The sequence below is a fragment of the Ponticoccus sp. (in: a-proteobacteria) genome (genome assembly GCF_048381735.1).
The window spans coordinates 55,106-67,930 of the sequence record NZ_JBLXGL010000015.1; the positions used below are offsets into that span (position 1 = coordinate 55,106).

Consider the following 12,825-nt stretch of genomic DNA (forward strand, 5'->3'; position numbering starts at 1 on the left):
GTCAGGCCCCTTTCACGGCATCGATCGATGCCTCGAGAATGTCGAGCGCTTCGACAAAGACATCATCCGGAATGGTCAGTGGCGCGAGAAAGCGGATCACGTTGCCGTAGACACCGCAGGTCAGCAGCACCAGCCCGCGCGCCAGCGCCTCGGCACGGATCGCGTTGGTCATCTCGGGGTTCGGCGCGGTGCCGTCTGCGGTATTGAACTCAGCCGCGATCATGAAGCCCGGGCCGCGCACGTCGATCAGCTCGGGCACGCGGCTCTGGATGGCGTTCAGGCGCTGTTTCAGCCGCGCGCCAAGATCGTTGGCGCGCTGGCAGAGGTCCTCTTCCTCGATCACGTCCAGCACGGCATGGGCGGCAGAAATCCCCAACGGGTTACCACCATAGGTGCCGCCGAGACCCCCGGGAGCGGCGGCGTCCATGACCTCTGCACGGCCTGTGACGGCAGCCAGCGGCAGCCCGCCCGCCAGACCCTTGGCCATTGTCGTGATGTCGGCGCAGACGTCATAGCCTTCCATGGCGAAGAGCCTGCCGGTGCGGGCGAAGCCGGTTTGCACCTCGTCAGCGATCAGCAGGATGCCATGGGTGTCACACAGGGAACGCAGCGCGTGCATCAGCTCGGCGGGCGCCGGGTAGAAACCGCCCTCGCCCTGCACCGGTTCGAGGATAATCGCCGCCACGCGCTCGGGATCGAGGTCGGCCTTGAAGAGCTTTTCGATCCCCTTCAGGGCATCGGTGGTGCTCACCCCATGCAGTTCGACGGGGAACGGCACATGGAACACATCGGGCATCATGGCGCCGAAGCCCTTTTTGTAGGGCGCAACCTTGCCGGTCAGGCTCATGCCCATGAAGGTGCGGCCATGAAAGCCGCCGCCGAAGGCGATGATGGCCGGCCGTCCCGTCGCGGCGCGCGCCACCTTGATGGCGTTCTCGACGGCCTCGGCCCCGGTGGTCACGAAAACCGTCTTCTTGTCGAAGTCACCCGGCACCTTGGCGTTCAGCCGCTCGGCCAGACGGATGTAGTTCTCGTAGGGCAGAACCTGGTGGCAGGTGTGGGTAAAAGCCTCGGTCTGCGTGCGGACGGCCTCCATCACCTTGGGATGGCAATGCCCGGTGTTGACCACCGCGATTCCGGCGGCGAAATCGATGTAACGGTTGCCCTCGATGTCCCAGACCTCGGCGTTCTTCGCGCGCTCGACATAGATCTGGGTCTGCATGCCGACGCCGCGCGAGATAGCGGCATCGCGGCGGGTGGAAACGTCGATGTTCTTCATGGTTTGTCCTCGGAGTGGTGCAACCGACCGGGTCTGGGTGCAGCTTGCATGGATCGGTTGCGATGAATCAAAGAGGGAGGGGGCAGCGTCGTTGCGCGCGCTGCTCCGCTGGCTGCGAGGCTTGCGCACGGTCAAGATCGGAGATCAGGTTGCGGAGCTTCACGAGACCGTCGTCGCGCTGATTGCACAGCCTCTGGAACGGCGCCCGGTCCAGCGCCTGCATGGCGCCTGCGGTGTAGCGTTGCAGTGTCGCCTCACTTGGCTCGAAGCTGCCGGGCGCGGCATACCCGTCGGCCAGTTCACCCAACAGAAGCTTCAGGAAAAACGACCAGCCTTCGCCGCCGCCGCTGCCGAGGCTGTAGATTTCCGTGGGCCCCATCAGCGCCCAGCGAAGACCGGGGCCGTATTTGATCGCGGCATCGATGTCTTCGGGTGACGCAACGCCCTCCTGGACGATGTGCAGCACTTCGCGAAACACCGCCGCCTGGATGCGATTGCCGATGTAGCCGCGGATTTCCCTGTTCAGGACAACGGGCCGCATTTCGGTCGAGCGATAGAATTCGGTGATGCGGTCAAGCACCCCTGCGGCAAGGCCGTCGGCGCCCGCAAGCTCGACCAGCGGGATCATGTAGGGCGGGTTGAACGGGTGCGCGATCAGGAAGCGGTCGCCGCCTGCCATCTCGGTGCGCAGACGCGCGGCAAGGAAGCCCGACGAACTGGAGGCGATAATGGCATCGTCTTTCGCCAGATCATCGATCCGCTTCAAAAGGTCGATCTTCATGGCCTCGTTCTCGACGGCGCTTTCCTGAACCAGATCGGCCTCCGGGATCGCGTCTTCCAGAGTGGTAGAAAAGCGCCAGCGGTCGGGCGATGCCCCGTCTGCCAGACCCAGCGATGTGACATGGGGCCAGGCATCCTCGATCATGGTGCGCACATAGGCCTCTTTGGAGGGGTCGGGGTCGCAGGCCACCACGTCAAGCCCGGCCCGCAGGAAATGCACGACCCAGCCGGCGCCGATCACGCCGCATCCCACGCATGTGACTTTCTCTATTGCTCCGGTCATCCGGCCCTCCCTTCTCTACACGCCCGAACGCTTGCTGCTCTGCGCAAGACGCCGCCCACAGCCGAGCCCCGCGACCCGACTCAAGACTCAATAATTAATTTTATTGACCCGAGAGTATAAATGAAAGATCATCAGGTCAATTGGGAATCGGGCGGAAGTTGAACCGGGCGGCGCAATCCACTCCGATGAGACCGTGTAGACATGCCAGCCACTCGGTTCAGACCCCGCACAAACCGCGCCTGATGTTGCGCAAGCCACAAAATGGGAGACCACTGTGACCGAACAAACGATCTCTTCGCGGTTCTACACGGACGAGAGCTGCTACGAGTTTGACAAAGAGCACATCTTCTACAGGACCTGGCAGTTCGTTGGGCATGTCAGCCAGGTGACGAACCCCGGCGATTTCTTCACCGAAAAGGTCGGTGACGAAAGCCTGTTGATCGCCAAGGGCGAAGACGGGGTTGTCCGGACCTTCTACAATGTCTGCCGTCACCGTGCGCACGCCATCGCAAGCGGCACCGGGAACCGCAAGCTCTTCGTCTGCCCCTACCACGCATGGTCCTACCGCCTGAACGGCGCCCTGCACCGGGCCCCCGAAACCGACAAGACCGAAGGCTTCTGCAAAGAGCAGATCTCGCTGCGCGAAGTCCGCACTGAGATCAAGTTCGGGATGATCTTCGTGAACCTCGATGACGACGCAGTGAGCCTTGCCGAAGCCTATCCCGGCGTAGAAGAAGCCGTGCTGGCACAGCGGCCCGGCATCGCCTCCATGAAGAAGGTCTTCGAGCGTAGCATCGAGCACGAGTGCAACTGGAAGATCTCGGTCGAGAACTACAACGAATGCTACCATTGCCCGACGGTCCATGCGACGTCGATCACCCGGATCTACGAGACAGATTCCTACACCTGCGATCTCAGCGGCCCGATCACCAAGCACTTCATGGCGCGCAAGGACAACCGTGACGTTCACGGCGACATGCACAGCTGGTTCCTCTGGCCGAACACCATCGTGGAAGTGTTCCCGCTGCACAACGCTGTGTCGCTGCGCAAGATCATGCCGCTCGGTGTTGGTCGCTCGGTTTACTACTACAGCTGGTACGTGCCCGAGGATCTCTCGGACGAGGCACTCAAGGAAGTGCAGGCCATGGGGCAGGAATACTGCGACACGGTCTGCGTCGAGGACGCCAGCGTTGTCGAATCCGTACATGCCGGCATGCGCAGCCGCAGCTTCGACACGGGCCCGCTGATCACGACGGCCGAGCAGACGCCCCAGAACGAGAATGCAACGGCGCATTTCCAGTCGCGCTACAAGGCCGCCCTGATCGCGGCCGGGCAAGCGCTCTAGCACCCGCTCTCTTCCCATTATCCTGCAGGGCGTTCGACAGCGCCCTGCGTTCTGAAAAATCTCGCACCACTTTGGTGGTGCCCGTCGCGGCTGGCCGCCGCGATCACGATCTGACCAGGAGCGAGAGATTGACCGACGGAATCGTATCCACCCAAAGGTTTGGGAATGTCCTTGAAGTCACCCTGAACCGCCCGCCGGTGAACGCCATCAACCGCGAGACCAGCCGGGCGGTTTATGCCGCCTTCAAAGAACTGCAGGACGATCCGACCTTGCGCGTCGGCATCCTGACCGGGGCCGGGGATCGGGTCTTTTCCGCCGGATGGGACCTGAAAGAGGTTGCCGACCCCGCGTTCGATCCGCTGCTGGATGCCGACCCCGAGCTTGGTCACGGGCCCGGCGGCTTTGGCGGGATCACCGAATTCCACGATCTCGAGAAACCGGTGATCGCGGCACTGAACGGCGCAACGCTGGGCGGCGGTTTCGAGATTGCACTGGCCTGCGATGTGATCTTTGCTGCCGATCACACCTATTTTCAACTGCCGGAAATGCAGCGCGGCTTCCTGCCGGATGGCGGCGCAATCCAGCGCTTGCCGCGCCGCCTCCCCTACAATGTGGCCGTCGAGCTAATGCTGAGCGGTCGCCGCATGGATGCCACCGAAGCGCAGCGCTGGGGTCTTGTACATCAGGTCGTGAACTCGGCCGAATTGCTGGAAACCGTGCGGGCCTATGCCCAAGAGCTCTCGAAAGGCGCGCCGCTCGCCATGCGCGCGATGAAGGAGGTCCTTCGACATATCGAGATGCTGCCCGTCGAAGACGCGATGGCGAAGACGAAACCAGGCAAAAGCGGCCTGCCGACCTACGAGAAAATGTATGCGTCGGATGATTTCACCGAAGGCTCCGTGGCCTTTGCGGAGAAACGCGAACCGAACTGGACAGGCGTCTGACAGGGGCCAGGCCCGAGAATAGACTCCTCAGGCCAATAATTATACTTTTACGTCAGATAAATATCCTTATCCTGACCATCGCCCAAAACCGGCGTCCGGAGAAGGCGTGACATCCCGCGGTGCCGCGCAATCTCCGAAAGGCCAGACCCCAGGCGGCGGAACAGTCCCGCCTGAAACCGCAAGTTCCCAGTGGCTTTTCCTGCCCGTACCAACCGGAGTGAACACCCATGGCAAGAATTCAGATCCTCTACACGACCCCGGCTGATGCAGAGGCTTTCGATGCACATTACCGCGACGTCCACACGCCAATGGTGATGGCCATCCCCGGCCTCAAGCGTCTGGTCGTGAGCAAGCTCAACGAGCTCTCCGACGGGGAGCCGAGCGGCTGGTACATGTCAGCCGAGCTTCACTTCGCATCGAACGCCGCAATGGACTCGGCGCTCCAGAGCCCCGAGTCCAAGGCCACCGATGCCGATTTCGAGACATTCGCCCCCAAGGGTACGATTGTCCTGCGCCACGCGGACGAGGCGGATAATCGTGCCCCGGTTTCCCGGGCAGAGAGCGCCCGGGGTCGCGGCGAGGATGTGCTGCGGGCGCTCTGGGGCGAGGTTTTCACCCCCGCGCCCGGCACCGAGGACTTCATGAACGTGACGATCGATCACCTTTTCGGCGATCTGTGGTCACGACCGAACCTGGCGATGCGCGACCGGTCGCTGATCACCATTGCCGCGTTGACGGCCTTGGGGCGTTTCCCGCAGCTTGAGGAGCACCTGGAGGGCGGTCTCAACCTTGGCATTACCCCGGACGAGCTGAAGGAAATCATGCTGCACCTTGCCCATTACGGCGGCTGGCCGGTGGGCGTGTCGGGGCTGAATGTGGCCATGAAACTGTTCGAACGACTCGAGCAGGCGTAATCGCCCCGCCCCTGGCCGGGTTTCGCATCCGACTACAACCTTGAATGAATGGAGTTCACCTTGCCGCTCGAAATGAACAGGAAGGTATTCATTACCTGTGCCGTGACCGGAGGAGGATCCACCCAGGATCGTTCGCCGCATGTGCCACGCTCACCCAAGGAAATTGCCGACAGCGCAATCGCCGCAGCCCGCGCCGGTGCAGCTGTCGTGCATTGCCACGTCCGCGACCCCGAAACGGGCGCCCCCTGCCGTGACACGCATCTCTACCGCGAAGTGACTGACCGCATCCGCAGCGCGGATGTCGATGTGGTGCTGAACCTGACCGCCGGGATGGGCGGCGAGGTTGTCATGGGCCCGCCCGATCAGCCGCTTCCGATCAATGATCAGCTGACCGACATGGTCGGTGCCGATGCGCGCCTCGAGCACATCGCCGAGTGCCTGCCTGAAATCTGTACGCTGGATTGCGGCACGATGAACTTCCTCGAAGGCGAGTTCGTCATGATGAACACGCCGAACATGTTGCGCTCGATGGCCAAGAAGATCGGCGAACTGGGTGTCACGCCAGAGATCGAGGTGTTCGATACCGGGCATCTGTGGTTTGCCAAACAGCTGGTCAAGGAAGGGCTTCTGCCCGACCCCTCGCTCATCCAGCTGTGCATGGGAATCCCCTGGGGTGCGCCGAATGATCTGGGCACGCTGATGGCCATGGTGAACGCAATTCCCGATCACTGGACCTGGTCGGCCTTCTCGCTGGGCCGCGATCAGATCCCCTATGGCGCTGCGGCCGTGCTTGCCGGCGGCCACGTGAGGGTGGGTCTCGAGGACAACCTGTTCCTGCGCAAGAATGTTCTGGCAACGAACGAGCAGCTCGTCGAGCAGACCGTCACCATGCTGGATGCCATGGGCGCCTCGATTATGACACCCGCGGAAGTGCGCACGAAACTTGGCCTGACCAAGCGCGCGCCGGTGTCGCGCTGAACAACCGGCGGGCACCTTCGGATGCCCGCCCCCCTCCTTCCATCGGTAACAAACGTTGGGCGCCGGGACCAACCTGACGGCGAGGCCCTGACGTCCGCTCTTGCCTTGACCTCTGACACCGAGCGACCGGGGCCATTCCGGGTTGCACTTTGAGTTTCCCTGTGCTTGTTTGAAAGATATACCCAGCGGTCAAAAATGTTGCAGTTCAAAGGCCATCCGGAAGGAAGCCATACTTTTCAGTATAGCTGGCCAAATTGGAGGTAAACCAATCCATGTCTCAATCTGTGAGAGAGGAACTCAAGGCCCGCAAGCAAGAGTTTGTTCAAAACGAAATCACCTCGGCCGCATCCGAACTGTTCGCAGCCAACGGTTTCCGTGCGGTGACGATCGACGATATCTCGGCCCAGCTCGGCTATACGAAGACGGTCGTATACTACTATTTCAAAAACAAAAATCAGGTCCTTTGGACGATCTTCAACCAAATCAACGATGCCTGGGCACACGACATGGACGACATTCTGGCCTCCGGTCAGGACGCGCCGACGATGCTATGGCAGATGATCCGCAAACATGCGCTGAACGTGCTCGAGCAAACCGCGTGGTCGGCGATCTACTTCCGTGAACAGAGCAATCTGACCGAGAAGCAACGCGAAACCGTCAACCAGCGCGCGAAAGCTTTCAACGAGAATTTCCGTACGGTCTATGCCAAGGGCGTCAAGAACGGCGACTTCAAGGATATCCCTGCCCCGCTGGTGATCGGTGGTATCATCGGGATGTGCAACTGGACCCATGATTGGTACACGCCGGGCGGTTCGCTCGAGGCAACCCAGATTGCCGAGCATTTCGCCGATATCATGCTGAACGGCTGCTTGTTGCAAGACAAGGCAGGCGCCTGAGCCGGTTCAGCGGACGCGCCTGTCGCCGTTCCGCGACACCGCTTTTCCTTCAATAGCATGCACACGGCCGTTATGGCCGTGCGCGTTCTTGTCGATTCCGTTTCAGGCCTCCAGATCCACCACGACCCGCCCGCGGATCTTGCCGGCCAGGATATCGGCGGCCAGCTCGGGCAGTTTGTGCATGGGCTCGACCCTGGCGATGCTGGCAAGGCTTGTCCTGCCGAGATGATCGGCCAGAAGAGCCCAGGCACGGTCGCGCTTGGCCTGAGGCGCCATCACGCTGTCGATGCCAATCAGGGCAACGCTGCGCAGGATATGCGGCATCACACTGGCCGGCAGGTCAAACCCGCCCGCAAGCCCGCAGGCCGCAACCGCCCCGCCGTAGCAGGTTTGCGCCAGAACGTTCGCAAGTGTCGTCGACCCCACGGAATCGACTGCCCCGGCCCAGCGTTCCTTCTGCAAGGGCCCACCCTTCTCAGCCAGCTCTTCCCGACTGACGAAGTTCACAGCGCCGAGGGCGCGCAGGTAGTCATGGGTTTCCGGCCGGCCGGTCGCGGCAGTAACGTTGTAGCCTTTCGACGCCAGCAGGCTGATCGCGGTCGACCCCACTCCGCCCGCGGCACCGGTCACCAGCACATCCTTACCGCCGGGGGCGATCGTCCCCCAATCTTCCAGCGCGGCAACGCACAAGGCGGCAGTGTAACCGGCGGTGCCGATCGCCATGGCATCCCGAAGCGCGAAACCCTCGGGAAGACGAGTCAACCATTCAGGCTTCAGGCGCTGATACCGGCTGTAGCCTCCCCATTCCGTCTCGGACAGGCCCCAGCCATTCACGATCACCTTGTCACCCGGTGCCCAATCCGGGCTGCGGCTCTCGACGACCGTGCCCGCAAGATCGATCCCGGCCACCATCGGCAGGCGACGGGCGATGCGGCCCTTGCCGGTGATCGCAAGACCGTCCTTGTAGTTCACGGTCGAATAGGCGACCTCGACAAGCACGTCGTGATCAGGCAGATCCGAAAAAGTCAGGTCGCGGAACGCGGCCTTGGGTTTGCCATCCTGATCCTCGATCAACATGGCACGGAAGGTCTCGGACATCTCGCTCTCCAGTACTTGATATCTCTCGGGCGGGTCCGCACATGCAGCCGCACCGTTTCGGATCGTTCAGGCCTCGTTCAGACCTTCAAGGCGTTCCATCGTATCGAAGTATTCCGACACCATGTCGTAGACCACTTCCTTCACGGTCGTCGGTTCCTTGAGTTGGCCGACGATCTGGCCGGCCGCATAGGTCATCCAATCCTTGCGATGGGCGCGTTCGGCGCGGCGGAACGGCTCGCCTGACAGGATCGATTGATAGGGCACGCCAAGCGGGGCGGGCGCATCATCGCGGGCCCAGGCATCGGTGAACTTGCTGCGCAGCGACCGGCAGGGCTTGCCGGTATAGCCGTAGGTGATCAGCGCGTCTTCCGAACTGGCGTCATAGAGCACCTCGCGCAGGTCCGGGTTCAGCTCGCTTTCCACCGTGCCAAGCCAGACCGATCCCGTCCAGACACCCTGTGCGCCAAGCGCCATGGCAGCAGCCATCTGGCGCCCACGCCCCACGCCGCCGGCAGCAAGAACCGGCACCGGCGCGATGGCGTCGACAACTTCGGGCCAAAGCACCATCGAACTGACAGTGCCGACATGTCCGCCCGCCTCGGAGCCCTGTGCGATGATCACGTCGACGCCCGCCTCAACCTGCTTGCGCGCATGTTTCGCCGAACCGATCAATGCCCCCACCTTGATGTTCGCGGCATGCATCCTGTCGATGATATGCTTGGGCGCAAGCCCCAGCGCGCTGACCATGAACTTGATCGGGAACTTCATCGCCACATCGAGAAGCGCCTCGCTTTTCTCCTGGGTGAAGCTGAGGTTTTCCGCATATTCACGGTACCACCCTTCCACTTCCGAGGTCGGAAGCTCGGGCACGCCGTCTTCGCTCATCAAACCGTTGATGAAATCGTACTGCTGCTTGCCGACCACGTTGCGGGGGTTGGTGCCGATGTCGATGGCCTCAGCCTTCGCGGCGAACACCATGTCCACGCCATAGGGCTTGCCATCGACATGGTCATCGATCCACTTGAGCTCCTGCTCGAGGTGCTCGGGCGTCATCCAGGCAGCCCCCAGGACGCCCATGCCGCCCGCCTTCGAAACGGCCGCGACAACGTCGCGGCAATGGCTGAACGCAAAGATCGGGGCTTCAATGCCGAACATTTCGGTAACTGCAGTCTTCACGAGGGGCTCCTTTTTTCGTCGAGATCTGCGCGCGCGACCGCACGGCGTACCTCTGTGTATTAATTTATACTTGAAAGTACGTTATTTCGGCCATAGCCTCCCGTCAAGCCTTGCAAAGCAGGCCGGACGTGCTGAACATCGGAACTCCGAGACGGTGCTTTGAGCAGCGCTCTCAAACCATTGGGAATACAAACGTGTCGAAATACAACGCGTTGCTTGAGCCACTTCAGATCAAATCACTCATGATCCGAAACCGGATTTTCAGCACGGGCCACGTGCCGGGCTACGCTTCGGACGGCCTGCCCACAGAGCGCTACTTCCGCTATCATGAAGAGAAGGCCAAAGGCGGCATCGGGCTGACGATCTTCGGCGGCACGACGGCGGTCTCACCCGAGCACACCGCCGCGCTCTGGAGCTAGCTGCGGGTGGCCGATGACGGCGTGATCCCGCATCTGGCCAGGATGCGCGAGCGGGTGCATGCCCATGGCGCGGCGGTGATGATCCAGCTCGACCACCTGGGCCGCCGCATGGCCTGGAACACCGAGAACTGGATTCCGGCCATGGCGCCCAGCCCGATCCCCGAACCGGGTCACCGGTCGTTCCCGCGCGAAATGGACCAACATGATATCGACCGTGTGATCGAGGAATTCGCCGCTGCCACCTGGCGTGCGCGTGAGGCCGGCCTGGACGGGGTCGAGCTGTCGGCAGCCGGCCCGCACATCTTCGCGCAATTCTGGTCGCCGTTCTGCAACCGGCGCACCGATGGCTACGGCGGCAGCTTCGACAACCGGATGCGCTTTTCGCTCGAACTGCTCGAAGCCGTGCGCAAGCGCGTCGGCCCGGATTTCGTGGTCGGCATGCGCGTGCCCGGCGATGAATACCACTCCGAAGGCTTGCATCCCGAGGAATGCCTGAAGATCGCGAAACGCCTCGAGGATACCGGGATGATCGATTTTCTCGATGTCTACGGCGGCCAATCCTACGAGCACTACACGTTCTCGATGACCAATACGAACATGTCGTTTCCGATTGCCCCCTACCTGCACCTGCCGATGGCATTCCGCTCGGAAATCAACCTGCCGATCCTGCATGCGCAGCGCATTCAGGACATCGACACTGCGGCACGCGCCATTTCTGAGGGCGCAACCGACATGGTCGGGATGACCCGCGCGCATCTCTCGGACCCGCACATCATGCGCAAGCTGATGGAAGGACGCCCGGACGATATTCGCCAATGCGTCGGGGCCGCCTATTGCATCGACCAGCTCGATTTCGGCCCCGCGATGTGTCTGCACAACCCGGCGACCGGACGCGAAGAGCACCTGCCGCAGACACTGGTGCGCAAGACCTCGGGACTGCGCAAGGTTGTCGTGGTCGGCGGTGGCCCGGCCGGGCTTGAAGCAGCACGGGTCTGCGCGTCGCGCGGCCATGAGGTCGTCCTGTTCGAGGCGACAGACAAACTGGGCGGCCAGATGCAGCTTGCCACCCGTCCTTCCTGGCGCGAGGCGATGTCAGGCATCGGGCGCTGGCTGAGTGCGCAGGTGCTCAAGCTGGGCGTTGATGTCAGGCTGGACACCATCGCGACCGAAGAGGCCATCCTGGCGGAGGCCCCCGATGTGGTGCTCATCGCCACGGGTGCACGTCCCAACAAGGGCGATTTCCCGGGCGCCGAGCTGTGCGTCACGTCGTGGAACGCCCTGGAAGGAACGGCCGGACAGCCGAAATCGGCACTGGTCTACGACGACAAGGGCGACCATCAGGGCCCCAGCGTCGCTCTGGTGCTTGCCGAGGCGGGCGCGACTGTCGAACTCGCCTTCCCCGATCGCCGCGCCTTCCCCGACGTCGGGTCAAGCAACGCCGCCGCGCATCTGCGCAAGCTATACGCCCAAGAAGTCGTCCTGTCGCCCGATCTGCGGCTGCAGGAGGTCTATCAAGAGGACAATCGCCTGGTCGCGGTACTGGCCAATGAATACAGCCGCCGGCTGGAAGAACGGGTGGTGGACCTCGTGGTATCCGAGCAGGGCACGACTCCGGTGGACGACTTGTTCCACAGGCTCAAGGTCGCGTCCCGAAATCATGGCGAGATCGACCATCGCGCCTTGCTGACCGGACGGCCGCAGACGATTGCCCACAACCCGGAAGGCGCCTTCATGCTGTTCCGCCTAGGGGATTGCCTGGCAAGTCGGAACATCCATGCGGCGATCTACGATGCGCTGCGCCTCTGCAAGGACATCTGACGCGGCTGGCGGCAGCCAGGCGCGACCGGACCCAATTAGCACTGGAAAATACTTCTTGGTATATTTAATATACCCATGAAGATTTCACTCGAAGGAGAGGGTTGCATGTCCGATCTCAACGGCAAGGTTGTTCTTATCACGGGCGGCGAAACCGGCATTGGCAGAGCCACGGTCGAACATCTGGCGCATTGCGGTGCGCAGGTGATCATTGGCGGCGTGCTGGCGGATCAGGGTGCCGAAACCATCGCTGCGGTGGACGCGGCAGGCGGAAGCGCCGAGTTTCACGTCACCGATGTGCGCGAAAGCGCCGCGGTCGATGCATTTGTGGATGATGCCGTCGCGCGGCATGGGCGGCTTGATGGATTCATCAATAACGCCGCCGTCTTCGACGGCTTCACGACCTGCACGGAAACCACCGATGCGCTCTGGGACCACGTGCTTGACGTGAACCTGCGCGGCACCTTCTTCGGATGTCGCGCGGCGCTGCGACATATGACGAAGGCCGGTCGCGGCAGCATCGTCAACGTGTCCTCGGTCGGCGGGCTTGTCGGCGCGGCGGACGGCCCTGCCTATACCGCCTCGAAACACGCCGTGATCGGCCTGACCAAGCAGATCGCCTGCGCCTATGCGGCACAAGGTGTCCAGGTCAATGCCGTGTGCCCCGGCGTGATTGCCACCGACATCCGCAACAACTCACTGGCCTTGCTGGGCAAGAATGCCCCCAAGATGGGCGGCGTCGGAGTTGATGCCGACTGGCTGCCGCGCACGGTGCCCATGGCTCGCAAGGCCGATCCGATCGAGATTGCGCGGGTCATCGCCTTCCTGCTGGGCGAAGGGGCGTCCTACGTGACCGGCCAGTCCTTCGTCGTCGACGGCGGCTGGACGGCGAAATGAC

Annotated in this window: 12 protein-coding genes; 8 read left to right on the top strand and 4 right to left on the bottom strand. The window is 62.3% G+C overall.

The annotated features are described in order from the left end of the window. Position 1 precedes the first annotated feature (1 nt). Together ACN5KJ_RS19560 and ACN5KJ_RS19565 are read right to left on the bottom strand one after the other, a co-directional pair. Positions 2-1,279 (bottom strand): 4-aminobutyrate--2-oxoglutarate transaminase, encoded by a 1,278-nt coding sequence (locus ACN5KJ_RS19560; RefSeq protein WP_418595771.1) that lies wholly within the window; start codon positions 1,277-1,279, stop codon positions 2-4. Positions 1,280-1,346: 67 nt separating this feature from the next. Then, positions 1,347-2,342 (bottom strand): 3-hydroxyacyl-CoA dehydrogenase NAD-binding domain-containing protein, encoded by a 996-nt coding sequence (locus ACN5KJ_RS19565; RefSeq protein ID WP_418595773.1) that lies wholly within the window; start codon positions 2,340-2,342, stop codon positions 1,347-1,349. 274 nt (positions 2,343-2,616) lie between these two features. Between ACN5KJ_RS19565 and ACN5KJ_RS19570 the strand changes: the two genes are divergently transcribed. The 5 genes from ACN5KJ_RS19570 to ACN5KJ_RS19590 all read left to right on the top strand — a co-directional run bounded on the left by ACN5KJ_RS19570 (position 2,617) and on the right by ACN5KJ_RS19590 (position 7,419). Next, positions 2,617-3,687 carry an aromatic ring-hydroxylating oxygenase subunit alpha gene (locus tag ACN5KJ_RS19570; RefSeq protein ID WP_418595775.1) on the top strand — a complete coding sequence of 357 codons (1,071 nt, stop codon included), beginning with the start codon at positions 2,617-2,619 and terminating at the stop codon, positions 3,685-3,687. A 128-nt stretch (positions 3,688-3,815) separates the two neighbouring features. Continuing rightward, entirely contained in the window at positions 3,816-4,631 is an 816-nt protein-coding gene (locus tag ACN5KJ_RS19575) for an enoyl-CoA hydratase-related protein (RefSeq protein WP_418595777.1), read from the top strand. Between the two features lie 227 nt (positions 4,632-4,858). After that, on the top strand, positions 4,859-5,545 hold the full coding sequence (locus ACN5KJ_RS19580; protein WP_418595779.1) for an EthD family reductase: 687 nt from the start codon (positions 4,859-4,861) through the stop codon (positions 5,543-5,545). Positions 5,546-5,605: 60 nt separating this feature from the next. Beyond that, positions 5,606-6,523: a 3-keto-5-aminohexanoate cleavage protein gene (locus ACN5KJ_RS19585; protein WP_418595816.1), complete on the top strand. Its 918-nt coding sequence runs from the start codon at positions 5,606-5,608 to the stop codon at positions 6,521-6,523. A 272-nt stretch (positions 6,524-6,795) separates the two neighbouring features. Then, positions 6,796-7,419, top strand: a complete 624-nt coding sequence (locus ACN5KJ_RS19590) for a TetR/AcrR family transcriptional regulator (RefSeq protein WP_418595781.1) — start codon at positions 6,796-6,798, stop codon at positions 7,417-7,419. A 102-nt stretch (positions 7,420-7,521) separates the two neighbouring features. Here ACN5KJ_RS19590 and ACN5KJ_RS19595 read toward each other — a convergent pair whose 3' ends face one another. Continuing rightward, complete coding sequence (locus tag ACN5KJ_RS19595; protein WP_418595783.1) at positions 7,522-8,517, bottom strand: MDR family oxidoreductase; 996 nt, start codon at positions 8,515-8,517, stop codon at positions 7,522-7,524. A 66-nt stretch (positions 8,518-8,583) separates the two neighbouring features. Beyond that, entirely contained in the window at positions 8,584-9,672 is a 1,089-nt protein-coding gene (locus tag ACN5KJ_RS19600) for an NAD(P)H-dependent flavin oxidoreductase (RefSeq protein ID WP_418595785.1), read from the bottom strand. Between the two features lie 215 nt (positions 9,673-9,887). On the opposite strand from ACN5KJ_RS19600, the gene ACN5KJ_RS19605 reads away from it, so the two are divergent. The 3 genes from ACN5KJ_RS19605 (at position 9,888) to ACN5KJ_RS19615 (ending at position 12,824) form a co-directional block, all read left to right on the top strand. After that, positions 9,888-10,112, top strand: coding sequence for a hypothetical protein (locus tag ACN5KJ_RS19605; protein WP_418595787.1), 225 nt, complete (start codon positions 9,888-9,890; stop codon positions 10,110-10,112). A 6-nt stretch (positions 10,113-10,118) separates the two neighbouring features. Continuing rightward, positions 10,119-11,930 carry an FAD-dependent oxidoreductase gene (locus ACN5KJ_RS19610; RefSeq protein WP_418595789.1) on the top strand — a complete coding sequence of 604 codons (1,812 nt, stop codon included), beginning with the start codon at positions 10,119-10,121 and terminating at the stop codon, positions 11,928-11,930. A 105-nt stretch (positions 11,931-12,035) separates the two neighbouring features. After that, complete coding sequence (locus tag ACN5KJ_RS19615; RefSeq protein WP_418595791.1) at positions 12,036-12,824, top strand: SDR family NAD(P)-dependent oxidoreductase; 789 nt, start codon at positions 12,036-12,038, stop codon at positions 12,822-12,824. Position 12,825 lies beyond the last annotated feature (1 nt).